Annotated in this window: 27 protein-coding genes; 26 read left to right on the top strand and 1 reads right to left on the bottom strand. The window is 54.9% G+C overall.

What is annotated here, in order from left to right:
* The first annotated feature begins 38 nt into the window (after positions 1 to 38).
* The 17 genes from QM016_RS01280 to rsfS all read left to right on the top strand — a co-directional run bounded on the left by QM016_RS01280 (position 39) and on the right by rsfS (position 16,998).
* Positions 39 to 581, top strand: a complete 543-nt coding sequence (locus QM016_RS01280; protein ID WP_016476939.1) for a peptidylprolyl isomerase — start codon at positions 39 to 41, stop codon at positions 579 to 581.
* Positions 582 to 614: 33 nt separating this feature from the next.
* On the top strand, positions 615 to 1,910 hold the full coding sequence (locus QM016_RS01275) for a tetratricopeptide repeat protein (RefSeq protein ID WP_016476940.1): 1,296 nt from the start codon (positions 615 to 617) through the stop codon (positions 1,908 to 1,910).
* 114 nt (positions 1,911 to 2,024) lie between these two features.
* On the top strand, positions 2,025 to 3,065 hold the full coding sequence (locus QM016_RS01270) for a rod shape-determining protein (RefSeq protein ID WP_016476941.1): 1,041 nt from the start codon (positions 2,025 to 2,027) through the stop codon (positions 3,063 to 3,065).
* Between the two features lie 5 nt (positions 3,066 to 3,070).
* Positions 3,071 to 4,195, top strand: a complete 1,125-nt coding sequence (gene mreC, locus QM016_RS01265; RefSeq protein ID WP_282709881.1) for a rod shape-determining protein MreC — start codon at positions 3,071 to 3,073, stop codon at positions 4,193 to 4,195.
* A gap of 9 nt (positions 4,196 to 4,204) precedes the next feature.
* Positions 4,205 to 4,765 carry a rod shape-determining protein MreD gene (gene mreD, locus QM016_RS01260; RefSeq protein WP_282709879.1) on the top strand — a complete coding sequence of 187 codons (561 nt, stop codon included), beginning with the start codon at positions 4,205 to 4,207 and terminating at the stop codon, positions 4,763 to 4,765.
* A 6-nt stretch (positions 4,766 to 4,771) separates the two neighbouring features.
* Entirely contained in the window at positions 4,772 to 6,781 is a 2,010-nt protein-coding gene (gene mrdA, locus QM016_RS01255; protein WP_282709877.1) for a penicillin-binding protein 2, read from the top strand.
* A gap of 14 nt (positions 6,782 to 6,795) precedes the next feature.
* Positions 6,796 to 8,022, top strand: a complete 1,227-nt coding sequence (locus QM016_RS01250; RefSeq protein WP_282709876.1) for an FtsW/RodA/SpoVE family cell cycle protein — start codon at positions 6,796 to 6,798, stop codon at positions 8,020 to 8,022.
* 48 nt (positions 8,023 to 8,070) lie between these two features.
* Positions 8,071 to 8,916 (top strand): hypothetical protein, encoded by an 846-nt coding sequence (locus QM016_RS01245; RefSeq protein WP_282709874.1) that lies wholly within the window; start codon positions 8,071 to 8,073, stop codon positions 8,914 to 8,916.
* Positions 8,917 to 9,097: 181 nt separating this feature from the next.
* Positions 9,098 to 9,448 carry a 50S ribosomal protein L21 gene (rplU, locus tag QM016_RS01240; protein WP_016476947.1) on the top strand — a complete coding sequence of 117 codons (351 nt, stop codon included), beginning with the start codon at positions 9,098 to 9,100 and terminating at the stop codon, positions 9,446 to 9,448.
* 94 nt (positions 9,449 to 9,542) lie between these two features.
* Positions 9,543 to 9,797: a 50S ribosomal protein L27 gene (rpmA, locus tag QM016_RS01235; protein WP_016476948.1), complete on the top strand. Its 255-nt coding sequence runs from the start codon at positions 9,543 to 9,545 to the stop codon at positions 9,795 to 9,797.
* 549 nt (positions 9,798 to 10,346) lie between these two features.
* Positions 10,347 to 10,931, top strand: a complete 585-nt coding sequence (locus tag QM016_RS01230) for a hypothetical protein (protein WP_282709872.1) — start codon at positions 10,347 to 10,349, stop codon at positions 10,929 to 10,931.
* A gap of 80 nt (positions 10,932 to 11,011) precedes the next feature.
* The gene (locus QM016_RS01225) at positions 11,012 to 12,997 is read left to right on the top strand and encodes an energy-coupling factor transporter ATPase (protein ID WP_282709870.1); all 1,986 of its coding nucleotides are present in this window, start codon (positions 11,012 to 11,014) and stop codon (positions 12,995 to 12,997) included.
* On the top strand, positions 12,987 to 13,736 hold the full coding sequence (locus QM016_RS01220; protein ID WP_282709869.1) for an energy-coupling factor transporter transmembrane component T: 750 nt from the start codon (positions 12,987 to 12,989) through the stop codon (positions 13,734 to 13,736). The genes QM016_RS01225 and QM016_RS01220 overlap by 11 nt, the downstream gene beginning before the upstream one ends.
* A gap of 75 nt (positions 13,737 to 13,811) precedes the next feature.
* The gene (obgE, locus tag QM016_RS01215) at positions 13,812 to 15,245 is read left to right on the top strand and encodes a GTPase ObgE (RefSeq protein WP_282709867.1); all 1,434 of its coding nucleotides are present in this window, start codon (positions 13,812 to 13,814) and stop codon (positions 15,243 to 15,245) included.
* Entirely contained in the window at positions 15,238 to 15,939 is a 702-nt protein-coding gene (gene nadD, locus QM016_RS01210; protein ID WP_282709866.1) for a nicotinate-nucleotide adenylyltransferase, read from the top strand. Before obgE ends, nadD begins: the two co-directional genes overlap by 8 nt.
* A complete protein-coding gene (gene yqeK, locus QM016_RS01205; RefSeq protein WP_282709864.1) occupies positions 15,936 to 16,631 on the top strand; it encodes a bis(5'-nucleosyl)-tetraphosphatase (symmetrical) YqeK in 696 nt (231 codons plus the stop codon). Before nadD ends, yqeK begins: the two co-directional genes overlap by 4 nt.
* Before the next feature lie 7 nt (positions 16,632 to 16,638).
* Positions 16,639 to 16,998, top strand: coding sequence for a ribosome silencing factor (rsfS, locus tag QM016_RS01200; protein ID WP_282709863.1), 360 nt, complete (start codon positions 16,639 to 16,641; stop codon positions 16,996 to 16,998).
* A gap of 30 nt (positions 16,999 to 17,028) precedes the next feature.
* Here the strand turns inward: rsfS and dinB are convergent, their stop codons facing one another.
* A complete protein-coding gene (gene dinB, locus QM016_RS01195; protein ID WP_282709862.1) occupies positions 17,029 to 18,357 on the bottom strand; it encodes a DNA polymerase IV in 1,329 nt (442 codons plus the stop codon).
* Between the two features lie 229 nt (positions 18,358 to 18,586).
* Here dinB and rpsP point away from each other — a divergent pair, with 229 nt between their 5' ends.
* From rpsP to QM016_RS01150, 9 genes are all read left to right on the top strand, one after another.
* Entirely contained in the window at positions 18,587 to 18,952 is a 366-nt protein-coding gene (gene rpsP / locus QM016_RS01190; protein ID WP_282709861.1) for a 30S ribosomal protein S16, read from the top strand.
* Between the two features lie 59 nt (positions 18,953 to 19,011).
* The gene (locus QM016_RS01185) at positions 19,012 to 19,257 is read left to right on the top strand and encodes a KH domain-containing protein (protein ID WP_282711437.1); all 246 of its coding nucleotides are present in this window, start codon (positions 19,012 to 19,014) and stop codon (positions 19,255 to 19,257) included.
* 3 nt (positions 19,258 to 19,260) lie between these two features.
* The gene (locus QM016_RS01180; RefSeq protein WP_282709859.1) at positions 19,261 to 19,794 is read left to right on the top strand and encodes a 16S rRNA-processing protein; all 534 of its coding nucleotides are present in this window, start codon (positions 19,261 to 19,263) and stop codon (positions 19,792 to 19,794) included.
* Complete coding sequence (gene trmD / locus QM016_RS01175; RefSeq protein ID WP_035433824.1) at positions 19,794 to 20,564, top strand: tRNA (guanosine(37)-N1)-methyltransferase TrmD; 771 nt, start codon at positions 19,794 to 19,796, stop codon at positions 20,562 to 20,564. Before QM016_RS01180 ends, trmD begins: the two co-directional genes overlap by 1 nt.
* Complete coding sequence (lepB, locus tag QM016_RS01170; RefSeq protein ID WP_016476961.1) at positions 20,557 to 21,117, top strand: signal peptidase I; 561 nt, start codon at positions 20,557 to 20,559, stop codon at positions 21,115 to 21,117. The genes trmD and lepB overlap by 8 nt, the downstream gene beginning before the upstream one ends.
* A 26-nt stretch (positions 21,118 to 21,143) precedes the next feature.
* On the top strand, positions 21,144 to 22,055 hold the full coding sequence (locus tag QM016_RS01165) for a glycine--tRNA ligase subunit alpha (RefSeq protein ID WP_016476962.1): 912 nt from the start codon (positions 21,144 to 21,146) through the stop codon (positions 22,053 to 22,055).
* The gene (gene glyS / locus QM016_RS01160; RefSeq protein WP_282709858.1) at positions 22,055 to 24,145 is read left to right on the top strand and encodes a glycine--tRNA ligase subunit beta; all 2,091 of its coding nucleotides are present in this window, start codon (positions 22,055 to 22,057) and stop codon (positions 24,143 to 24,145) included. Before QM016_RS01165 ends, glyS begins: the two co-directional genes overlap by 1 nt.
* A gap of 62 nt (positions 24,146 to 24,207) precedes the next feature.
* Positions 24,208 to 24,606, top strand: a complete 399-nt coding sequence (locus tag QM016_RS01155) for a kinase/pyrophosphorylase (protein ID WP_016476964.1) — start codon at positions 24,208 to 24,210, stop codon at positions 24,604 to 24,606.
* A gap of 264 nt (positions 24,607 to 24,870) precedes the next feature.
* Complete coding sequence (locus QM016_RS01150) at positions 24,871 to 25,821, top strand: FAD-dependent oxidoreductase (protein ID WP_282709857.1); 951 nt, start codon at positions 24,871 to 24,873, stop codon at positions 25,819 to 25,821.
* Positions 25,822 to 25,863: the final 42 nt, after the last annotated feature.

Here is a 25,863-nt window from a genome sequence, read left to right as displayed (position 1 = left end):
TTATTCCCGCTTTGGCGCGGGAGGTAGGAGGGCATAGCATGAGCTTTGGACTTGATCCGCTTTATACGCCAGAACGCGAGGTCACCGGTACTGAGATTGCCGTTTTCACTACGTCAAAAGGCACGATCCGGGTCAAGCTTGATGGCGCCGGTGCTCCCATTCACGTAGCAAACTTTTGCGAGCTTGCTGAGTCTGGGTTTTACGACGACACCAAGTTCCATCGCTTTGTGCCGGGTTTTGTCATTCAGGGCGGAGACCCCAATACGCGCGATATGAGTTCTGAAGACGTCGCGGCGGGTCGCCCCGGCGCCGATGGCCTTCCTGGAACCGGCGGCCCCGGATATCGCATCAAAGAGGAGTTTTCTTCAAACCCCTGCAATGCTCATAATGACGGAGCTCTTGCGATGGCTCGTTCTTCTCACCCCGATTCCGCGGGATCTCAATTTTATTTTTGCCTCGGTTCGCAGCATGGCTTAGACTCAGGCTATACCGTCTTTGGAGAGACGATTGAAGGTAAAGCGGTAATTGAGCAGCTCAGAGCAGGGGATGTTCTGAACTCGGTCCGTATTGAAAACGCGTAAAGCTTCCGGCTCAAAGGTATCTTGGAGGAAACTGTGAATCAGCAAGCATATGAACAAGGCAAGAGGGCGTACCAGGCAGGCGATTGGTTTTCCGCCGTCTTCCAGCTTGGCCAGGCAAAAGAGGCTGGCGAGAAAAACGGCGAGATAGACCACCTTCTTGGAAACGCTTATATGAAGCTCGGGCAGTTTGAGTCTGCCGTCAACGCGTATGCGGGCGCTCTGAGCGATGTTTCCTACGGTAAGGCAGGCGCGCTTTCCACAAACCGGGGACGCGCTCTTCTGGCCGCCGGCCGCGTGCAGGAGGCAATCGACACGCTTTCCAAGGCGGTTCAAGACGCTTCGTATACAACGCCATACAAGGCTTTTTTGGCGCTCGGCTCTGCCTATGAAAGGCTTGGCGACACGCGCAACGCCGGTATCGCTTATCGCAACGCTGCCGTTGACGAGGCTAACCCCAATCCGTCAGGCGCCCTGCGGAGTCTGGGTAAGTGCTTTATGGGTCTGGGTCGTCCTGTTGACGCGGTGGAGGCCTACCGCACGGCGCTTGACTTCCTGACGCCGCTTGAAAGCCAGGCTGAAGTTTACTGTGAGCTTGGCCTTGCCTATGTCGCCGCTAACCGCATGTCCGAAGCGGTTGACGCTTTCTCACACGCGTCATCAGATTCAACCTTTGTGATGAGCGACGAGGCAAGAACGGCTTATGAGGCCGCTCAAAACGCGGTGGCAAGAATCCGCTCCCGCAAGCCGTCAGAGACAGACGCTTTTTTGCAGGCGGCGGGATACGGCAGCTACGATCCTCTCGACCCCATGGGGGAGTCGGGCGAACTCATTCCTTCCGCTGAGGACACGGGCTTTTTCTCCCTGTCAGAAGAGGATATTCTCGCCCAAGACAAAAAAGAGAGAAAGATTCGCCGCAAGCACCGTCATACCGGTCTTAAGGTCTTTATCACGTTGCTTATCCTTTTGGCGCTTGCTGTTGGCGGCGGAGTATTTGCGTATACTCAAGGCTATGGATGGCCGACGCAGCAGTCCGTTATCGAAGGTATTTTCGCCGCGAAGACGCAGGGCTCAAACGGCTCCATTAAGCAGTTCATCGCCAGCGGCGTTGACGATAAGAAGATTCAAGACATCAGCGATGTTCTTCCTTCTACGGGCACTCCTACCATCACCAAGCTTGACAAGAGCGCTACCACATCCACCGTTACCGTTTCCGTTACCACAAGCAATGGCAGCAGCGTTGAGTATACCGTGGGTCTTGTCAGGGATGGTATCGGCTGGAAGGTTTCAGACGTCGTAACCAACGCCGTGTCTCAAAATTCTTCTCGCTAAGATGTGAACTCGCTTTTGCCCCGTGCACGCGGGGCGGGAGCGGGGTACACTAATAACGTTGCTGGAGATAAGGATTGGAAGGCGTCAGCGCCTCCAAAGAAATGATTGGAAACCATGTCTATCTTCGATTCGCTCTTCGGAGAATATGGCGGAGACCTCGCAATTGATTTGGGAACCGCAAACACCTTGGTTGCTGTGCGCGGCCAGGGTATTGTCATCAATGAGCCTTCCGTTGTCGCTATCGACAAGAGCGAGAGCCGCGTTTTAGCGGTCGGAGCAGACGCGAAGCGCATGATTGGCCGTACTCCCGGCTCCATTATTGCTGAGCGTCCGCTCAAAGACGGCGTCATTGCTGACTTTGACGTGACCGAAGTCATGCTGCGCTACTTCATTGAAAAAGCTCGCGAACGCAAGTATCCGTGGTCTCCGCGGCCGCGCGTCGTGGTATGTGTTCCCTCAGGGGTCACATCTGTCGAGAAGCGCGCGGTATTTGAAGCTACTATTCAGGCCGGAGCGCGCCAGGCGTATCTCATAGAAGAGCCTATGGCGGCGGCAATCGGAGCTGACCTTCCTATTGAAGATCCTACCGGATCCATGGTAGTTGATATCGGCGGCGGTACCACTGAGGTCGCTGTTATTTCCATGGGCGGCATCGTGGTGTCTCAGTCGATTCGTACCGCTGGCGACGAGTTTGATCAGACCATTCTTGAGCATGTTCGTGACGCGTACAATCTTTCAATTGGAGAGCGCACGGCCGAAGATATTAAAATCAAGGTTGGTTCCGCGGCTCCGCTCGCCGAAGAGCTTGATGTTGAGGTCAATGGCCGCGATGTCATGAGCGGGCTTCCCAAGACCGTGCGCATTGAATCGGAAGAGATTCGTCGCGCGCTTGATCGTCCGCTCGATGAAGTTACCAAGGCCGTCAAAGACGCGCTGGACGTGACGCCTCCAGATCTTGCTTCAGATCTTATGTACTACGGTATTTTGCTTACCGGCGGCGGCGGTCTGCTTCGCGGTCTTGACCAGCGGCTGCGCGAGGAAACGGGCGTTCCAGTCAACGTTAGTCCGACGGCGCTCGAAAACGTTGTTACGGGATGCGCCAAGGTTCTTGAAGCCAACGCGCTTTCCGGTGGATTCGTTCAAAGCGCAGGCTAATAAGGATGCCACTTACAAACGGGACAAGGGGTTTCTCGTCCAGTCTCAACGAAAATAGCAATAAGCACACCGGCGGCAGAACATTTATCATCCTTACGATACTTTCTGCCGTCCTTTTAACCGCAGGTGTCCACATGGGCGAAGGCGGACCTTTCGCCGCGATACGCGGCGGCTTTGCCACTATTACGATGCCTATTCGTCTGGTGGGTTCGGCTTTTTCGGCGCCGTTTCAAGGGATCGGCAACGTGTTTTCCAACCTTACGGCTAGCCAGGAAACGCTTACGCAGCTGAAAGAGGAAAACGAGCAGCTTCGTTCCCGCAACGCTGAGCTTGAGGAAGCCAATACGTCCGCGCAGCGGCTGCAGGGGCTTCTCGACCTTCGCGATACTTACAATCTCCAGGCGACCGGCGCGCGCGTAATTTCCGGTTCGAGCGATTCATGGAGTTCGACCGTTACCATCGACAAAGGTACGACCTCCGGCCTCGCGGTTGGCATGCCGGTAACCGACAGCTCGGCCGCTATCGGCCAGATTATCGCCGCGGGTCCAACGACGTCGACGGTGCGCCTTATTACCGATGAGCATTCCGGCGTCGCGGCTATGGTGCAGTCCAGCCGCGCTCAAGGCATGTTGATGGGTTCGGCATCAGGCCAGCTGACGCTCAATCAGGTGCGTACTGACCAAACGGTTAAGGTAGGAGATACCGTTGTCGCAAGCGGTCTTGGTGGCGTGTTCCCCAAGGGACTTCCGCTGGGCAAGGTCACGAGCGTTGAAACCAATCCGGGGGCGCTGTACTACACCATCGTTGTTGAGCCGCTCGGTCATGTGACCAACAATGAAGAGGTCATGGTCATTACCTCGCTTACGGAAGAGCAGAAGGCGACAGCCTCTGACATCTCCGACGCCGACGCTCAAAACGCCGGCAGCAATTCGTCATCGGGGTCAGATTCTGGTGACGGTTCGGGCTCGGATGGCAACGACACCAAAAATTCAAGCGATTCTTCAAGTTCTGCGTCGGGAACGGGGCAGAATACGGGTACGACTAGTTCTAACGCCGACGCAAACGGAAACACGTCCGTTTCGCCGTCAACGAACAGCGAACGGCATAGCGAGACAGGCCGGACGGATTAAGGAGGGGACATGCAGGTAGCTGACAGAAATAAAGAGCTGCGCACCACGGCACTGCTCGCCATCGTGTGTCTGATTCTCCAGCTTGCCCTGGCTCCGAATATCTCGCTGGCGCAGGGTCATATCAATTTCGCTTTGATTTTTGCGGCGCTCATGGCGCTGAAGGTAGGCGGGAGAACTGGAACAATCTGCGGATTTTGCGCCGGACTTCTGTATGACCTGTCTTCAACGAGCCCTGTTGGTCTTATGGCGCTGCTTCTGACGGTGATGTCGTATATCCTTGGGCGAGAAGTGCGTGACCGCCTGGCAGGTCATTTTGGCCCTTCAATGGGGCAGATGGCAATAGCTATCAGCATCGTGTCCGTTCTGCAGCAAGTATTTGCCTCCATTTTAGGGCAAAGCTCCAGCTTCCTAGGGTCTTTTGGTTTCATCGCCGTACCGACAATCGCGCTGACGCTGCTTGCGTCTTTACCCTTTGTGTACAGGTATTCACGCCAACAAGTTTCACATGCTTCTCTCGGCGGCGAGCGCGCGTTTCGCGGCGCAAAGCGTGCGGCGAAACATTTGAGGTAAATCGCTATGGATTTGACGCTGGTTATTGTGGCAGTCTGTGTTCTGGCTGCTATTGGACTCATTATCATCTATCTGGTGTTCGGAAGAAAGAATTCTCCGTTCAAGTTTGATATCGGCGGAGGCTCCCCGCGGGCTTCCGGCGGCGCGGACGCTTCTCCCGAAAAAACACTCTCTTCTCGGCTTGTTGGCTTGAGCGTGGCGGTTGGCGCGGTCTTTACCGCCTTATTTGCTCGCCTGTGGTCTATGCAGCTGGTATCAAGCGATGAATATCAAAAGCAGGCGGACAGTAACCGCACCCGTACGGTTACCACCGCGGCGCCGCGTGGCCGTATTTTGGATCGCAACGGCGTAGAGATTGTTACCAATCGTCCCAGTCCGGCGGTTGTGGCGAAGTCTGACGTATCTGAAGATGACGTAGAAATGCAGGTGCTTGCCAACCTCTTGGGCATGCCAAAGCGCGCGGTCTACCGCAAGATTATTGATACCTCTGAAGGCGCGCAGAGCCTTCGCACGGTAGCCGTTGACGTATCCCGCCGTGTCATCGCCGCTATCTACGCGCATCCCGGTGTTTTTGATGGTGTCAGCATTGAAGAGCGTACTCAGCGCTTCTATCCCAACGGAACGCTTGCGGCTCATGTGGTGGGATATACCGGCACCGTAACGCAAGAGCAGCTTGAAAACAGCAAGACCGCTGACGGCGGGTTCGTTTATGCCCATGGAGACATTGTGGGGCAAACGGGCGTGGAGCTGCAGTACGAATCGGCGCTGCAGGGCGTTCGTGGCGAGCAGACCGTCTACGTTGACGCAAGCGGAAAAGTGCTCGATCACAGTACGTCAATTGAAGCTCAAAGCGGCTCGGACGTTGTTTTAACCATTGACGCGAAGGTGCAAAAGGCGGCGGAGGACGCGCTGGTCGACGCTATCAAGGTGTCTCGCGCGGCAGGCTTTATGGGCAAGGCAGCGTCCGTTATCGCTCTTGACGTGACCAACGGTGAAGTCATTGCCATGGCAAGCTATCCGACCTTCTCGCCAAGCGTATTTGTCGGTGGCATCGCTTCGTCTGACTGGGAAAACCTTCAATCTGAAGACGCCAATTATCCGCTTATGAACCGCGTTATCGCAGGTCAGTATCCTTCCGGTTCTGTTATCAAAGCGCTGACGACCTTCGCGGGCCTCGATTACGGCGTTTGCACGCCTGAATCCTCATGGTACTGCACGGGGTTTTGGACGGGATTTGGCGAAGAATACGGCATGCACTGCTGGAAACTTTCCGGTCACGGCACGGTGAACCTGGTTACCGGCATCATTAACTCGTGTGACATTGTCTTTTACGAGATAGGCAAGGGTTTCTTTTACAACAAGGAGCACCCCGAAGGTATGCAGGAGGTCTTCCGCAAGTTTGGTCTTGGGGCGCTTTCAGGCATTGACCTTCCTGAAGAGGCGTCCGGCAGAGTTCCCGATGCCAAGTGGAAGTGGGATTATTTTTCCGATTCGCCCGACGATTCGCGCGCGTGGCAGGGTGGCGACAACTGCAACCTGTCCATTGGACAGGGCGATCTTCTCGTCACCTGCCTGCAGATGGCAAACGCTTACGCCGGCGTCGCCACGCGGGGCCAGATTTGGAAGCCGCATGTGCTGAAGAGCATCAACGCCCGCTCAGGCAACGGGTCTGTTATTGAGTACAAAAACAAAGTTATCATTGAATGCGAGGAGTCGGAGTCCAACTACGATATTGTGAGTCGCGGTCTTCACGGCATGGTCTATGAGGAAGACCCCGCGTATGCGGCGCACTGGACCAACTTGGATGTGCAGGTCAACGGCAAGACGGGCACGGCGCAGCAGATTACCGTAGGCGATCCGGTCGGCTGGTTTGTGGGTTATGCGCCTGCCGACAATCCCAAATACTGCATCTGCGCAAACGTTGACTGCGCTCCTTCGGGCGCTGGCTCTGCAATGTATGTCGTTCGCGACGTTTTTGGCGCTATCTACGGCCAAAAAGATACGGTTTCGCGATAGGAGGCGAGAAGAACATGGCGTTGGACACATCTGCCGTGACCAAACAGCGAGGTTTTTCTCGCTTCAGACGCACGAATACGCCCAAAGGGCTGACCGTCAACGGTAAAAAATCAGACGGCAAGCGTGATATCTTGGGCAATCTCTATCTGCCGCAGCTGATACCCGCATGCCTGCTTATTCTTATCGGTATCGTGGTCATCTATACGGCGTCGCTAAATATCGCGGAGGCGAGCTTTCCCCGCCACCTTGCAGGTATTGCTATTGGCGCGGTACTTGCTGCCCTCATTTGGCATTATGACTACCGCGGCCTGGCGAACATGTCGACGTTTTTGCTGATAGCAGTTTCAATTTTGATGATTATGCCGCGCATACCAGGGCTGGGCGTATCCATAAAAGGCATGACTGGCTGGGTGAAGATTCCCTTCATACCCCTGCGTTTTCAGCCTTCGGAGGTCGGCAAGATTGGACTTATTTTCCTCATGGCCTCCGTGGGCGCCGAGTATCACGGTAAAGTAGAGACCTTGAAGGATTACGTAAAGCTCTGCGGTACGCTGCTCATTCCTTTTGGCTGCATTATGCTGCTGCCCGATTTGGGAACCGGCCTCATTCTTTTGGCGATAGGAGCGACCGTCATCATTTGCTCGGGCGCCAAAAAAACATGGATTCTCATTACGTTTTCCCTGCTTGTCGCTGTGGTGGCACTGGTAGTAGTGACCTCGCTTATTCCGGGTATCCCGCATATTTTGAAGGACTACCAGATCAAGCGCCTAGTGGTATTTGTCGACCCGTCCATCGATCCGTCAGGAGACGGGTATAACTTGCAGCAAGCCAAAATCGCAGTCGGTTCCGGCGGCCTTTTCGGCAAGGGTCCGGGCAATGCTACGCAGGCAAGCGGCAGGTTTTTACCTGAGGCGCATACCGACTTCGTGTTCGCGCTCTTTGCCGAGGAGTTTGGCTTTGTCGGCTCTCTTGTGATGCTGGCGCTCTTCGCGTGGATGATCTTCTCGACGATTCTTCTCGCCATGCGCCTTGAAAATCCGTTTGCCAAGCTCACTCTTGTGGGTTGCGCCGCCATGTGGACATTTCAAATGCTGCAAAATATTGGCATGTGCATTGGCATTATGCCCATCACCGGCATTCCACTGCCGTTCATTAGCTTCGGTTCCACATCGATGCTTGCGCAGATGATGTCTGTGGGTGTGGTGCAGTCGGTGTGGCGACATCGTCAGAAGTCCGCGTAGTATTGATGCGATACAGGCCGAGTAAAGGCGGCATAGGGGCAGGTGAGTATGGCAGCTTCGATGACAAAGATTGCGGGCTCGCTGGTGAGCGGGCTTGGGGCGGATTTCGCGCAGATTGAGAGCGTGACTGTTCGCGTATACGTTGACAGGTCTTGCCCAACGTATCTGGCGCAGGCGGTCCGCCAGGCTCTTGTGCCTGAGCGTGTGAGTGCGCATGTCGAGGTGCTGTCTCTCGCGGCGTCTGAGGCGCAAACTTCAACAGTTCCCGATGCGGCCATTATTGTATCCGGAGGAAATCCACTGGTAGGCGAGAAGTGCGCAGAACTTGCCGCATCCGGTATTCCCGTTGCGGTTATCGTTGAGTCGGCTGTTGAGGCGCCGCGCGTTGCTGTTTCTGCCGAAGCCGCTCTGCGCATCAACATCCTGGCCGGCACTTCGTCTGAAGCTGTGCTTGAGCGTTTAGCCGTATGGCTTGCGTCTGCTACCGAGAAGGGCGTCTCATGCGCGGCGTCGTTTCCGTTTTGCCGGGAGGCTCTGGTGTCTTCACTGGTTTCCAGATGCGCCGCCACCAATGCCGCAATCGGCGCGGTCTCTATGATTCCCGGGTCCGACATGGCGCTGATGACATCCTCGCAGATTCGTCTGGCGCTTGATATCGCGACGGCTTACGGTCTGGATTCCCGCATTGATCGCATTCCTGAGCTTGCAGGCGTTGCTTGCGCCGGATTGGCATACCGAAGCGCTGTTCGGAGTCTTGTGGGCGTGGTGCCCGGTTTTGGCTGGCTGCTGAAGGCGTCCATGGGATATCTTGGGACAAAAGTTACGGCGCGCGGCATTGTAATGCGCATCGAACATATCAAAAAGGAAGAAAATCAGCCACAAGTTGTGGATTAATCTGGTAATTTGAGATTCTTATGGTAGACTGTTCCGAGCTGTGTTTCTCGCCGAGGGACATGGGGCGCCGACAGTTTCCCGCGCGCGCCACAGGTTACGGCGTTGGATACCTTTGCTCGGGTTCCAGAAACCGGTCTCATTGATAATCGTTGCACGTTTTCAGCAATGAAGGGTTACACACATGTACGCAATCGTAGCAACTGGTGGCAAGCAGTATAAGGTTGCCAAAGATGACATTATCGCTGTCGAGAAGCTTGACGCGCAGCCTGGCGACAAGGTCAAGCTTGACGTTCTCATGCTTAATGACGGCAAGAAGACCATTGTCAATCCGTCTGACCTCTCTTCTAAGAAGGTCACCTGCGAGGTTCTTGAGCAGTTCAAGGATAAAAAAGTCCTTGTTTTCAAGCTCCACAAGCGCAAGCGCTACCACCGTACCAACGGACACCGTCAGCAGCTTACCAAGCTGAAGGTCACTTCTCTTCCGACCACGCGCAAGGCTGCGTCTAAGGCATCCGACGAATCAGCCGAGTAACGGCGTCTGGATGTTTGGTTGCATCAGTACCTTCAACTCTTCACGTAAGCGGCTTTCAACGTTTCAGATTATTTTAAGATAGGCAGGTAGCACTATGGCACACAAGAAAGGTCTCGGTTCGTCCCGTAACGGCCGCGATTCTCAGGCGCAGCGTCTGGGTACCAAAATTTACGGTGGCCAGGCCATCAAGGCTGGTCAGATTATTGTTCGTCAGCGCGGCACCCACATTACCCCTGGCGTTAACGTCGGCCGCGGCAAGGACGATACGCTTTTCGCGCTCGTTGATGGCGTTGTCGAGTTCAAGCGCGGCGTCAAGCATGTCGTCAACGTCATTGAGGCGCAGGCGTAACATAATCGGCAATTCGTTTGCTGTTGTTTTTGCAAAGGGACCCTTCGGGGTCCCTTTTTTGGCATAGGGATGCTTGTAGTGTTAGCGCCCTTAAACGCTTCATAGCTCACATCTTCGAACGCTTCAACGTTTCAAAGCTGTTTCATGATTCCTTTTTTGAAAACTCCGTGAAGAGGAATTGGTATCCTTGCTCACAGGTTGTAATCGTGTGTTTGAGTTGCCGACACTGTTTTAGCCGTGTCAGCCTTGTTGTAGAGGAAGGGAGACTATCTATGAGCTCTAATCCAGCAGCAATAAGCTGCGCTTCAGCGACAAACTCCACTGCAACCGCATCCCGTAAAAACTGGTGGTGGCGTACTCTGTCCCTCTTCGGTTGACTGTGAGTCACTCATGCTGTTTGGCATATGTGAGGGCTCCCGGAAAGACCGGGGGCTTTTTTTATTGCCGAAATCGCGAGAAAGTATGAAAAGAAAAACGTAAAAGAGAACGCAGCAGAGCAACGCAGGTAACAACGTAATAGATAATAAGAAACGCGTGAAAGGAACGCATATGACAGTCCAAAAGTCTCATCGCAGCCAGAACTTGAACAGCCAAGACCTCAAACAGCCGCGTATTGCGGTTCAATCAAGTCGACAGGGGGCCCTTGATGTAACATCGCTGGTAACAGTGGCGGTACTCATTGCCGCCGGTCTCATTCTTGATTTGACCGTCGGCAAGGCAATCAGCGCGGTGGGCATTGCCCCGGAGTTTGTTATCGCCTCATTTTGCCTAGCGATCCTTTTGCTCAAGCCGAACGCGGTGCAATCGGTTATTATCGGCCTTATCGCCGGCGCGGTCATTCAAATCACCACCTCGCTTCCTGGAGCCGATTTGGTCGCGGAATCAATTGCCGCGCTCGTGATGTTTGCCTTTACCAAAAGCGCCTTCGCCGAGAGCAGAATTATGCCCTTTGTAGGATCCTTTGTAACGACTGCCGTTTCCGGTCTGATTTTTGCCGCGATTGCCGTTCCCGCTAAACATGCCGGTCTTGACCTCTTTCTCGTCATGATTCCCGTCATTTTGTGCACGGCGCTTTTCAACGCTATCGTGGTGCAGGCGCTTGCGGAACCTCTGTCCAAAGCGACACGCCGCTGATCCGCTTCAAAAAGGCCGCCTTTCGGTGTTCTTTTGACGATTTTTGCTGAACAGCGGACGTTTCTTGTATACACTCGTATATGCCGTTACATCAAACTTCAATCGTAGCTATGAATGGCGAGAAGAACATGCACTCCGTACTTGATTTTCAACATGTGACGTTTAGCTATCCCGACAGCAAAACGCCCGCGCTTTCAGGCATACACTTCCAGCTCAGCGAAGGAGAGTTTCTCGGTATCGTAGGGCCTTCGGGGGCAGGAAAAACGACGCTCACCTCGCTTATGTCCGGCGCGATTCCGCACCACTACCGCGGCACGCTGTATGGAGCGGTGTTGGTTGACGGGCAGGATACCTGTGACGTTACCCTGACCGACATCTCTTGTTCAATCGGCCTCATTCTTCAGGATATTGACGCGCAGATGGTTGCCGGCATTGTAGAGGATGAACTTCTCTTCGGGCTTGAAAATTTTGATGTTCCCCGCGAGCAGATTATGGATCGTTTGACGTACGCTTTGGATACCGTTGGTATATCCGATCTGCGCTACCGCGAAATTGCGACGCTTTCCGGCGGCCAAAAGCAAAAGGTCGCCCTTGCCGCCATGCTGGCGCTGCGTCCGCGCGTGATGGTCCTTGACGAGCCGACCGCCGCCCTTGACCCCGTCTCTTCACGCACCATTTTTGAAACGCTCGCCGAGCTCAATCGCACTGAGCGCATCACGGTCATTGTCGTGGAGCAAAAGGTCGCCCTTCTCGCCACATATTGCTCACGCGTCCTCGTACTGGCAGACGGCGCCATTGCCGCCTGCGGCTCCACAAGCGAAGTCTTTGCGCGCTCAGCGGCCTTGCGCGAACTTGGCGTTGACAGTCCTCGGGCTACACGCATTTCCAATTACCTGCGTAAACTTGGCTATGCGGGCGAGAAAGACGTTTCGCTGACAGTCCAAGACGCCTGCGGCCTTGTCGCGCGCGCGGTGGGGAAGAGCAGGGGGGTCTCCTACGACGTGCAGACTCCGCTCACCTCTAAAGACGCGTCTCTTTCTCCAACGTATTTGCCGCTCATCGGTGGTCCTGTGACGGCTGCTGACAGCGGTCCATTCAAAAAGGTTCTGTCTCAGCCGGAGGGAGAGGAAGTTGAGCCATCGCTTGAGCTGCTTGACGTTTCGTTTCGCTATGAGAGCAGCAATGACGGCGTTGACCATGTGACCTTTTCCGTAAATCCCGGTGAGATTGTGGCGCTTATCGGTCAAAACGGCGCTGGAAAGACAACCATTACCAAGCTGGTCAACGGCTTATTGAAGCCGCAAAGCGGTGATGTTCGCATTATGGGAACATCCACTGTTTCTCAGCGCACCAGCGAGATTGCCCACCATGTCAGCACGCTCTTTCAAAATCCCGACCACCAAATCTGCAAAGACACGGTTCTCGATGAGGTCGCTTTTGGACTGGAGCTCAAAGGAGTACCGCAATCAGAAGCGCATGAGCGGGCGAAAGACGTTATCGACGGCTTTGGACTTGACGCTCAGGCTTCTCCGTTTACGCTTTCTCGCGGTCAGTGCCAAATGGTAGCCTTGGCGTCCGTGGTCGTGTGCGAGCCTGACGTGCTTGTGCTCGATGAGCCGACAAGCGGCCTTGACTATCGTGAGTGCATGACCGTCATGCACGAGGTTGAAAAGCTGCGCGAGAAGGGCTGCGCCGTTTTGATGGCCTGCCATGACATGGAGGTCGTTTCTGACTTTGCGAGTCGCGCGGCAGTTATGGCGCACGGTTCCCTCATCGCTGATGGTCCTCTGGCTGAAGTTTTTGCACAAAATGCTGTTATGCGCCTCGCCGCTATTGAACCGCCTCAGGTGGTACAGATTGCGCGCGTGCTCTCGGAGCGCGTTGACGCCGCCTATACAGGACTGACAACAGTGTCTGAGATTGGTCGGATGACTGAGCGTATTGTGAGCGACGCCACCTCTCGCGCGGCGGCCGAGAAATTTGTCAGAGAAGCCGTTGAAGAACATCATCGCCATCGCAATACCACCAAAGGCCGCGGCGGTTCGGAGGTCTCAGATGTCAGGTAGCATTATTGATTACACGGAAGGCACGAGCTTTTTGCATCGCGCAAATCCGGTTGCTAAGGTCTTTCTCGCCATCGAGCTTTTCACGGCGGGCATTGTAGCTCCCGGCTACCCTGAGATTATTGCTGTTATCGCAGCCACGCTGCTTATCAATATCGTGGCAGGCAATGCCAAAAAGGCGTTTCGGCTCTTGGGAGCGTTTTTTGTTATAGGCGCTTGCATGTTTGTCGTTCAGGCGCTCATTGCGCGTTCGGGCACGCCGGTGTTCTACATTGTCACCGACTATGGTCTTGCTCAGGCGACAAATGTTGCGCTGCGCACCATCGCGTTGGCGCTGCCGCTCCTTTCGATGATGAGCCTTACCCGCATGGAGGACCTGACGAGCGCCTGCGTCGAAGTGCTCCATATTCCGTATCGATACGCGTTTACCATCACTACCGCTATTCGTTTCGTCCCTGTTTTTTCGCAGGAAATGGAGAAAATCAAGGAGGCCCAGACGGCGCGCGGCGTGGAGTTTGACGCAAAAAATCCTTTTCGCCGCCTGAAACTGCAACTCCCGCTTATTGTTCCGCTGATGATTTCTTCGGTGAAAAAAGCTGACGCTACAGCGCTCTCAGCCGAACAGCGTGGGTTTTATCTGCGCACGCGGGATTCCGCGCTCAAGCGCTATCCAATGCGTATATCTGATGACGTCATACTTGTTGTCGGCCTCATGTTTATTATTGGCATAGCGGTTCTCTAGTTTTCGCGCGCTTCTCGCCACGGTTTCTTTGCGGCTCGGTTTCGCGTACCATATAAACTGCTCAAAGGAGGATCCGTGGATACATTCACCGACCTGTGTCATATCAACGTAAAAGGCGGCGACGGCGGCGCGGGATGCATGTCGTTCAGGCGCGAGGCGTTCGTGCCCAAAGGGGGACCCGATGGCGGCGATGGCGGCCATGGCGGCGATGTGGTAATCGTTGCCGACCCGCAGCTGTCGTCCCTCATTGACTACCGATATAAGCACCACTTCAAGGCGGAGCGGGGCACGCACGGCAAAGGAGCACGGCGTCACGGCGCGGACGGCGAGGACTTGCTGCTCAAGGTGCCACTGGGAACCGTGGTCAGAGAGCTTGACCCGGAGACGCAAAAGCCCTTGTATGACATAGCTGATCTTACGGTTGCGGGCGAGCGCGTAGTTGTGGCGCCCGGCGGCCGCGGCGGTCTTGGTAACATTCACTTTGTGACATCGGTGCGCCGTGCGCCCGCCTTTGCCGAAAAAGGAGAACCGGCGCAAGATCACTGGATCGAGCTGGAAATGAAGCTGATGGCCGATGTGGCGCTTGTCGGCATGCCGTCAGTTGGCAAGAGTTCGCTCATTGCTCGCATCAGTTCCGCGCGGCCGAAGATTGCCGACTATCCGTTTACAACGCTCGTACCCAACCTGGGCGTGGTCCGCGCCGCGAGCGGTCAGTCTTTTGTCTGCGCCGACGTGCCTGGCCTCATTGAAGGCGCAAGTGAAGGCAAAGGTCTTGGTCATCAATTTTTGCGCCATATTGAACGCACGGCTCTTATCGCCCATGTCGTTGATATAACAGGCGGCTTTGAAGACCGCGACCCTGTTGAGGATTATCGCGTTATCAACCGCGAGCTTGCGACCTACGCGCCTGAGCTTGCCGAGCGGCCGATGATTGTGGTTGCCAATAAGTGCGACATGCCGGATACGGCCGACAAAATAGAAGAGCTGCGCCACGCAGCGGAGGTGGACGGACACCGCTTCTTTGCCGTTTCCGCGGTAACCGGTCATAATCTTGACGAATTTGTCGCCTACTGCGCTTCGGCAGTCGCTAAGCTTCGCCAAGAGTTCTCAGCAGCAGCACCGACTGTCGACCGCTCTGAAACCTGGGAGCACAGGCGTCAGCGCCGTGACAGCCGTTTTACCATTGAGCGAGAAGAGCGTCACGCCTGGCGCGTTTCTGGAGGCGCCATCGAACGTATGGTCATCCAAACCGACTGGGACAATGATGAGGCCGTCGCTTACCTGCAGCATCGACTTGACCGCATCGGCTTGGACGATCAGCTGATTAAGGCGGGCGCCGTCGACGGAGATGAAGTTCGGATTCTGGGGTTCGCCTTTACGTTTGAAGGGTCAGCGTCCGCGCCTGCACCAGACAGCTACGCTGAAGACGATCCGTGTGCTTTGGACGAACCCGCGGTATCTGACGAAGACGCGAAAATCGACTCTACCGATGGGATAGGGCATGAGTAAGATAATAAACGGCATGCACCCCGGACTTCCGAACCTCGGCCAGGATCCCTCAAAGACCTACCGATTGGGAATTATGGGCGGTACGTTTGATCCTATCCACTATGGACATCTGGTAGCTGCGGAAACCGCGTACGACGATTTGCATCTCGATGTTGTTGTCTTTATGCCCGCAGGCCGCCCCGCCTTTAAGCAGGATATGCGCGTAACGGCGGGGGAGGATCGCTACTCAATGACGCTTCTCGCCACGTCGGATAATCCCCACTTTGTGGCAAGTCGCTTTGAAGTGGACTTTGAAGGCATTACATATACCGCCGAGACCTTGACACGCCTGCGCGCGCTCTATCCCGAAAACGTCGAGTTTTACTTCATTACCGGCGCTGACGCCATCGCGGATATTGTCAGCTGGCGCAATGCCGGCACCGTAGCGGAGCTTGCTCACTTTGTGGCGGCAACGCGTCCCGGCTATGACCTCAATCGGGCGAGACGGGCCATTGAGCTGTCTCCCTATGATTTTGACGTGACCTATCTTGAGGTGCCCGCTTTGGCCATCTCATCGAGCTATCTGCGCGCGCGTGTAGAGCAGCACCAAAGTCTTCGGTACCTCACGCCTGACGCGGTTGCGGGCTATGTGCATAAACATGGGCTCTACGGAGCCGATTCAACGCCGCTCACGGCCCGAGGTGACGAGCGATGAGTGCGCCCTCAGACCACAAGAACACGGTTATCAAATTCGCAACGGTTATTTACACCTCAAAGCAGCAGGCGATTATCGAAGAGCTTGAGCGAGATCTTGACGCGCATATGCGCTTGCAAAACCCGAAGCGCTTCGCGCACAGCATTTCCGTTGGCCACATGGCCGAAACTATGGCTGTCGCGTACGGGATAGATCCGTATCCCGCGCGCGTCGCAGGCATTCTCCATGACTGGGAGAAGGGCCTTTCTAACGAGGATACGCTTTTACTTGCCGAGAAGTACCAGCTTGAGATGGGCGTCGCGTATGTGAAGATTATCAGCTTGCTTCATGGTCCTCTCGCCGCGCGTGAGCTTCCCAAGCTCTATCCATGGCTTTCGGAAGAGATTTTGAGCGCCATTGCAAAGCATACGACCGCTGACCTTGTGATGTCCGACCTCGATAAGATCATATATGTCGCGGACCTTATCGAGCCGCTGCGAGCATCGTATCCAAGCATTGTGCGCTCGCGTGAGCTTTTTGTGCGTCACGTTTCTCTTGAGGCGCTGTATCGCGCGAGCTTTACCTCAACGCTTTTGTACGTTGTGGAATCCGGCAAGTACTTGTATCCAAAGTCCGTTGACATATACAATGCTATGATTGGGTGCCCGCTCAAAGAGACTGAGCCGGACGTGACAAAAAGAACAGAAAGGTAGGGCCTTAATGGCTGTAACCCCATTTGAACTTGCTCGAATCGCAGCTGTTGCCGCTGATGATAAGAAAGCGAAGGACATTCTCGTCCTTGACCTGTCCGATCAAACCGACGTCTGCGATTATTTTGTCATCTGCACCGGAGATAACGCTCGCATGGCCGACTCCATCGTGGACGAAATCCGCGAGAAGATCCGTAAAAATACTGGTCTTAACCCGCTTTCCACAGAAGGCCGCGAAGGCTTGAAATGGATTCTTGTGGACTACGGTTCCGTTGTCATTCATGTATTTCAGCCGGAAGTGCGAGACTATTACCGCTTGGAGCGCCTGTGGGAAGACGCGCCGCGCGTTGACGTTGGTCTTGAAGCGTAAGAATGGGTCTTGAAGCGTAGAAAACAGCTGCTATACGTCATTTTTGCCCATGGGCATGGTATCCGAGATGCGGTCTTCAAAGCGGAGATCGCGTCCGTACTTTATAACGTCACTTCCGAATTTGTCCTTTAAGGCGTCGGTCACGCCGGAAAGGGGAGGTCGATGAGAGCGTGTCTTCTTTTTGCCCTGTCGGGTGGCGTCTGAGGGCGTAAGATCCTGCTCATCAAAAAGCGCCGGCTGTATCGGCCTTTGCGCGCCGGTGTCAAAACCGCTGATACCGACTCCTAAAAGGCGCACCGGCTGACCGTTATGCCAGACTTCCTGCAGGAGCTCTTCTGCGACAGGGCCAAACTGATCCTCCTGGTCAGTCATGGCGGAAAGTGTTTTTTGCGCGGTGTGCGATGAAGATACGGAGTTTTTTACCTTGAGCGTTACGGTACAACCCTTCAGTCCGTTCTTTCTGAGGCGCCGTCCGACGATACATGAGATGTGGCGTATGGCGGCGCGAATCTCTGTTTCATCGGTAAGGTCTTCCTTGAAGGTGCGCTCGTTTGATACGGATTTTGCTTCACTGGGCGCCGCCGCCTCGGACACGACTGACACCTCAAGGCCACCGGCACGGCGGATGAGACGGGGACCGCTGACGCCAAGCGCTCCCTCAAGGCGAGCTGTATTGGCGCGGGACAGCTCTCCAAGCGTTTTGATGCCAAACGAATGCAATACCTTCGCTGTTGAAGGGCCGATGCCGCTCATGGCCTCAACGGGAAGAGGAGCCAGAAAACGCCGCTCGCTTCCAGGAAGCACCACGGTGAGGCCGCGTGGTTTTTCTCGCTCGGAAGCGATTTTGGCAACCGTCTTGTTGACTCCAAGACCGATTGAGCAGGTAATCCCAAGTTCGGCGACGCGGCGCTGAATGCGCCGGCAAATTTCGATGGGATGCTCGCGAGAAAACCGACCGGGCGTGACGTCAAAAAAGGCTTCGTCAATGGAGACCTGCTCAACGAGGGGTGTTTCATCGAGAAGAATGGACATGACGTTTTGACTCAGCTCTTTGTAGCGAGCGTAGGAGCCGGACGTCCAGATTGCCTGAGGGCACAGGCGCGCCGCTGTAGCGGAGGGCATGGCCGAGTGGACGCCGAACGTTCGAGCTTCGTAGGAAGCTGTTGAGACGACGCCTCGCTTGTGAGGAGAGCCTCCCACGATAACGGGTTTTCCTCTCCAGTCAGGGTGGTCAAGCTGTTCAACTGAGGCGAAAAAAGCGTCGAGATCCATAAGGCCTATAGCAGGAGCGTCCCACCTGTCAGCGCTGTTTACATCAGCGCTCTCAAAAGACGCGCTCTTCTCGCTGGAGGGTGGCATACCGGGTCTGTTTCGTATCTCTTTCATGCCACAAGTATAGTGCATTTATAGGGCGTATGTTCGATAAAACAGAACAAATGTTTCACAGATATAGAGTCGTGCTCATTTTGCGAGGTTAAAAATATATCTTGCGAGGTGAACGCATTGCTGTAAACTAGTAATCCGTTTGTGGCTTTGCGGTGCAGCCTATCAACCAAACCGATGCGCCGCTTGACTGAAGGAGTTTTCATTGGCAGTTAAGATTCGTCTGGCCCGTCATGGTGCCAAGAAGCGTCCGTATTATCGCGTTGTCGTCGCTGATGGCCGTATGCCTCGCGACGGTCGTTACATTGAGGAGATCGGTCGCTACAACCCTCTGACCAGCCCAAAGACGATTGATATCAATCTTGAGAAAGTCGACGAGTGGGTCTCTAAGGGCGCTCAGCCTTCCAATACAGTCTCTCACCTGATTGAGATTGTTCGCACTGGCGCTCCCGTTGCAGAGAAGAAGGCTAAGCCTTCCAAGAAAGCACAGGCTAAAGCCGCTGCAGCTGCTGAGGCTGCCGCAGAAGAGACCGCCGCTGAAGCAGAGGCTACCGAGGCGGAAACCGAGTAACCGTGGCAGAAAACAGTATTGAGTCGCTTGACGACGCCGCTCTAGAGTCGTTTTCAGAGATGCCTTCCGATAAGGTCGCCGATCTTGTGGAGTACATCGTATGCGGTCTCGTTGATGACGAGAGCGCCGTATCGCTTGATGTGACCGATCATGAAGACGGCTCCCTCATTGAGGTGACGTGTTCCGAAGAAGACGCTGGCCGCGTTATCGGCCGCAAGGGTCGTACCATCAAAGCTATCCGCACGCTCGCGCGCGCTTTAGGTCAGCGCGTTGGTACTGCGGTAGATGTTGAGGTTGTAGGCTAAAGCGTGCGCAAGCGGTATCGGGCTCTTGCTCAAGTCGTTAAAACGCATGGAAAACGAGGGGAGGTCGTGGCTATTCCTGTTCACGGCCTTTCTTCTGTTATAACGTCGGGCATGCGCGTGGTGCCCGTGCCTCCCTCGCTTACGGGTCCGCGTGAGTATGAGGTTGGCTTCGTTGCCTCAGACCAAGAGCGAGGATGTCTCATCTCCTTGGAAGGGGTTACGTCCATCAAAGATGCGGAAGCGCTTGTTGGCAAGATGCTTCTTGTATGCGAATCGGACTTGCCTGAGGACTTTGAGCTGCATGACAGGGCTTCACTGCTTGCGCGGGAAGTCGTTGACAAACACTTTGGCTCGCTTGGTACTATTACCGACGTGCTGGTTTTACCCGCCCATGACGTATGGGTGGTTACCGGGTCTAAAGGCGAGATTCTCATACCCGTGGTTGACGCTTTTATCCGTGACGTCTCAGCCGGAAAAGCCATTTGCGTAGAGATACCAAGCGGCCTTATTGAGCAGGAAGAAGGAGATGACGCATGATGCGCTTTGATACGCTTTCGGTATTCCCTGAAGTTTTTGCTCCGTACCTCAACGCGTCCATCATGGGCCGCGCTCAAAAAGCTCATATTTTTGAATTTCACGCCTATGACCTGCGCGACTGGACATACGATCGCCATCACAGCGTAGACGACGCGCCATTTGGCGGCGGCCAAGGCATGCTGATGAAACCGGCACCTATTTTTGAAGCGGTGCGCGATCTTACCTCGCGTGCAACCGACCATGTTCATGTGGTGTTCTTCTCTCCGGCTGGAGCTCCGTATTGTCAAAAGACAGCTGAGCGCTTGTCCGCCCAAGAGCACCTGCTCTTTGTGTGCGGTCGCTACGAGGGAATGGATGAGCGCTGTTTTGAGCTTGCCGATGAAGTTATTTCACTCGGCGATTACGTGCTTACCGGCGGAGAATTGGCGGCGCTTACGGTCATCGATTCGGTGACGCGGCTGCTTCCGGGGGCTTTAGGAGACGAGATGAGCTCGCAAGACGAGTCCTTTTCTGAGGGGCTTTTGGAGTATGCTCAATACACACGGCCGGCTGATTACGAGGGGCGTCTCGTGCCTTCCGTTCTCCTTTCAGGCGATCACGGCGCTGTTGATCGTTGGAGGCGCGCCTCCGCTCTTGAGCGTACTGCCCGCTGGAGGCCGGATCTTCTCGCCACAGTCCCATTGAGCGACGATGAGCGGGCATTTGTTGAAGAAATCCAGGCGCGTGAATGTAAGCAGGACGTACAGAGGGGAGACGCAGCAGATGAGTAACGCTGATAAGCCAATTCGCAACAGCAACGCGCTGCTCGACTACGTCTGGATTATCCTTACAGCCATCGTGATTACCATACTTTTGCGGTTCTTCGTGTTTGACGTTTTCACCGTGCCAACCGGTTCAATGCTTGACACCATTCAAGAAGGGGATCTTTTAGTAGGGGAGAAAATCACCCTCCATTTTGACCCGCCGAAGCGCGGCGATGTCGTTACCTTCTACAGCCCAATCAAAAAAGATACGATGCTGGTCAAACGTGTCATCGCAACGGCAGGTCAAACGGTTGATTTGCGTGACGGCGCGGTGTACGTTGATGGGGAGAAGCTCGACGAGCCGTATACGGAAGGCAAGCCAAGCAATTCTCTGGCGGATCAGCCGGGCGCGCGTATTACCGACTATCCCTATACTGTTCCTGACGGATGCGTTTTTGTCATGGGGGACAACCGGACCAATTCGCTTGATTCGCGATTCTTCGGGCCCGTTCCTCTTGAAACTATCACTACCAAGACACTGTTTATCTTCTGGCCGTTCAACCATGCCCGAGGCCTTTAGCGCCCGGACCTAAGAGAAAGACGGATATGAGTACTACGCCGCTTACATTCCAGGATATGATTTTGGCGCTGGAACATTATTGGGCAGACAAAGGCTGCACCGTCATGCAGCCCTACGATTCTGAAGTCGGTGCCGGCACCTTCCACACCGCCACGATTCTTCGCTCGCTGGGACCTGACGCGTGGCGTACCTGCTATCCGCAGCCATGTCGCCGTCCGGCCGATGGACGTTATGGCGAGAATCCCAACCGACTGCAGCACTACTATCAGTTCCAGGTGCTCATCAAACCGTCACCGGAAGACTCGCAGGATTTGTATCTTGGATCCCTTGCGGCTATCGGCCTTGACCCGAAAGACCATGACGTGCGCTTTGTAGAGGACGACTGGGAGAGTCCAACGCTTGGCGCGTGGGGCCTTGGATGGGAAGTTTGGCTGAACGGCATGGAGGTCACGCAGTTCACCTATTTCCAGCAGGTCGGAGGCATTGAAGTCGATCCAGTGCCCGTTGAGATTACCTATGGTCTTGAGCGCATCGCCATGTACGCCCAGGGCGTTGACTCCGTTTACGATCTTGTCTGGAGCTATCTTCCCGACGGAACGCCAATGACATACGGTGAGGTCTTTCTGGAGAACGAGCGTGAATTTTCAACCTATAACTTTGAGGTTGCCAACGTGGAACTCATGCGCGAGAAGTTCGATGAATACGAGGCGGAGTGCCACGCTTGTCTTGAACGCAAACTTCCACTGCCTGCCTATGACTGCGTCATGAAGTGCTCCCACGCCTTTAATCTGCTTGATTCCCGCGGCGCTCTTTCTGCTGTGGAGCGCGCCAACTACATTCTTCGCGTGCGCACCATCGCCAAAGCGTGCTGCGAGTCATATCTGGAAGAGGTGGCTGATCAAAACGATGATCGGCACAACACGAAGGAGGTGGCCTGATGGCAGCTACTAAAGACTTTCTGCTTGAAATAGGCACTGAAGAGATGCCGTCCGCCCCTCTGCTCAAGGCTATCGTGCAGTACAAAAAGCTTGTCAGCGCAGGTCTTGACGAAGCTGGTCTCGCCCACGGTGAGGTGCGTGTCATTTCAACTCCGCGCCGTCTGGCCGCCTGCGTCAAGGACGTCGCGCTTGCGACCGATGAGATCAATGAGGTCATGCGCGGACCTAAATGCGAGATTGCCTTTGACGCTGCTGGTATGCCCACTAAGGCGGCTGAGGGCTTTGCGCGTAAGGCGGGGATTGAGGTTTCCAAGCTCGCGCGCCGTGTTGACGCTGATGGCCATGAATACGTATTCGCTGAGCGCACAATTCCCAGCGTTTCTGCGCTGAAGATTCTTTCCGAGTTGTCAGAACATACGATTGCCGCTCTTGACTGGCCTCGCAGTCAGCGTTGGGGCTCTACGCACGAGCGTTTTGTCCGTCCTATTCGCTGGATCTGCGCTCTTCTCGGCAGTGAAGTCGTACCGGTGCGCTACGCCGATGTCGTCAGTTCAAATACTACGAGAGGCCACCGCGTGCTGGGTCCTGGCCCATATGTCGTTGAAGATTCTTCCGTTTACGAGCAGGTTCTTGAGGACGCCTGTGTACTGTCAGCGGAGCGCCGCCGCGAGGTGATTCTTGAGGGCATCGCGCGCGTGGAAGCGGAGCGCCCAGGCTCCCATGTTGACGCGCCGAAAACCGTTTTTGATGAGGTTATCAATCTGACCGAATGGCCGAGCGTACTTGTGGGAACCTTTGACGAGGAGTTCCTCAAGGTACCGCACGAAATCATTACCGAGTCAATGCTTTCAAACCAGCGCTATTTTCCCATATATGATGCGGACGGCCAGCTTACACGCTCATTCATCATCGTTTCCAACGCCGATTCCGCCTGCGCCGAGCGGGTGATTGACGGCAACGAGCGCGTGGTTCGCGCCCGTTTGGACGACGCTAAATTCTTCTTTGACGAAGATCTTAAGCGTCCGCTTGACGAGTTTGCAGAGCGCCTGTCTGACGTGGTCTTCCAAGAGAAACTTGGCACAGTCCTTCAGAAAGTTGGGCGTATAGAGAAAATAGCCGCCGCCCTCGCTGAAGTGGACTCCGGTGACAACCGCGCCGTTGAGCTTGCCCGTCGCGCCGCTCACCTGTCCAAGGCCGATTTGGTCAGCCAGGCTGTGGTGGAGTTTACCAGCCAGCAAGGCGTCATGGGCGGCTACTACGCGCAGGCCGCCGGTGAGGATTCGGAAGTCGCAGACGCCATTCGCGAGCAGTATCGTCCGCGCTTTGCCGGCGACGCGCTTCCTTCCGGCAAGATTGGCCGCTATGTGGCCGCGGCTGACAAGCTTGATACCATCTGCGGTCTTTTCGCTATCAACGAGCCTCCGACCGGCTCTTCCGATCCTTACGCCGTCCGCCGCGCCGCCATTGGCGTCATCGCGCTTCTCCGCACGATGCCCCAGGTGCATCTGAAGAATTTCATTCGCTGCTCGCTTGAGCTGTACGCGCGCCAGGGCTTGCACTTTGACGCGCAGAGCGTTCAGGCGGACGTTGAGGCGTATTTCCTCGGACGCCTGGTAACCATGGGACGTGACGAGAAGATCTCGCAGGACGCTATCGATGCCATCGCGCATATCGGTGTCATAGATCCCGAAGAGTTCCTGCTGCGCGCCCGTTCCCTGGATGAAGCCCGCGCTCACGATCCCGAGAACTTCGAAAACCTTGCGGTTGCCTACAATCGTGCGGCTAAGCTGGGCGACATGTCGCTTGGCACCGATGTTGACGAAACCATGCTGACCGCTCCTGAAGAGGCTCTTCTTGCTGCCTGCAAGGAGGGTGAGAAGAACGTCGCGGAAGCGCTTGAGGACAAGAACTTTGAGAGAGCGGCGGTTTGTCTTGGAAAACTCCGTGAGCCAATTGATCGTTTCTTTGACGAAGTGCTCGTCATGGACGAAGATGCTACCGTTCGCGGAAATCGTCTCCGTCTTTTGAACAGGTTTACGCAGGTATTCGAACATGTCGCCGATATTGGCGCACTTTCGCATAAAAAGTAGAGTAATCTGTAAGGAGTTGTGGTAGAAACACTATCAGTAACTTCCTACTGAAAGGATGTACAATGGTGCCTCTCGATCTTGACAATGATATTTTCGATACGGGCGTTCCTATTCTCTATGTCATGTCCGATGCTCGTGGCGACACTGGCATCGCGGTTGTTCGCGCGGCCGCGGCTCAGTTTGACGGCCTTGAGATAGATGTTATCCGCGTTCCTAACGTAAAGAACGTTGAGCAGATGCGCGAGTATTTTGACGGTCGCGATGACGGCAAGCGTCCCCGCGCCGTCTTCCACACCTTCGCTGACGCGGCGCTTCGCCGTGAGATTCGCCATGAGCTTGACGTCCGTAAGATTCCCTCCATTGACCTGCTGGGACCTTCGGTCACCATCTTGTCAACGCTGACGGGCGAGGAGCCAAGCCGGGCAATCGGCGCAACCTTTAACGGAGACATCAAGAAGTAAAAACCGCCTGAATTAGACCGTCTGAGTTAGCAACCGTATATAAAATGACGGAGGCGGCTATCATAATTTCATGTAAATGATTTGGAGAAGCCGGGGCATGCGTCTCGGCTTTTTTCATGCCGCAAAACTTTGCGCATCGCAACAGTTCCTATGCCGCGACAAATAAATTGTACACAATCTATTCATACTTTCTGATTATGACGTTGAAGGCAGGGGAGTTGGGTATATGTGCATTGTGTAAATGATACGAGATTGGAGCCAATTATGGCGGATGTAATACGCAAGGATCTTGTTATTGTCGGCGCCGGACCCGCCGGCCTTTCCGCGGGAATTTATGCCACCCGCGCCCTTCTCGACACGGTCGTTCTTGAGAAAGAAGCCGTGGGAGGCCAGACAATCCTGACAACTGAGATTGATAATTATCCGGGTATGCCGCATACCGATGGCTTTACCATCGCTGACAGTATGCAAAAGCAGGCTGAAGATCTTGGCGCTCAGGTGACATTGGGCAACGTGACATCGCTCAAGCGCGATGAGGTTACGGGACTGTTTGAAGTCACGACTCCTGACGCGACGTATGAGACTCGCGCAGTTATCGTTTCCGGAGGCGCAACGCCTCGCCATGCCGGTTTCGAAGGAGAAGAACGCTTTACCGGACATGGTGTTTCATATTGCGCTACCTGCGACGGAATGTTTTATCGAGGCAAGCACGTTTTTGTTATAGGCGGAGGCAATACGGCGGTTGAAGAGTCGCTGTTTTTGGCTCGGTTTGCCGAGAAGGTCACGCTTGTTGTCCGCAAAGATCACCTGCGGGCAGCAAAATACGCTATTGAGCAGTTCGAAGCGCATCCTAAAACCGATATACGCTACTTGACGACTATTACCAAGGTCGACGGTAACGATCTTTTGAATTCCGTGACCTTCCGCAACAATGAGACGGGCGAAGAGCATACGGAGACCTACGAAGAGGGTTCGTTCGGCATTTTTGTTCTTGTGGGACGCGTGCCTTCAACCGAGCTCCTCAAGGGGCTTGCGGATCTGACGCCGCAGGGCTATGTGGTAGCCAATCCGACCATGGCAACCAAGACGCCCGGCCTCTTTACGGCGGGAGACTTGAATGAGAAGCCTCTGCGCCAGGTCATTACCGCGGCGGCCGATGGAGCGGTAGCGGCGGCGTCTGCTGCTCTGTATCTGGGACAGGCCGTCGATGGCTAAGCGCTGACGGCGCCCGTGTCGCACAATATTTCTTTGCAAACA

The sequence above is a fragment of the Lancefieldella sp. Marseille-Q7238 genome, from assembly GCF_949152215.1.
Taxonomy (GTDB): Bacteria; Actinomycetota; Coriobacteriia; order Coriobacteriales; family Atopobiaceae; genus Lancefieldella.
The sequence above is the reverse complement of the archived record's forward strand: the minus strand, read 5'-3'. Positions and strand labels throughout refer to the sequence as shown.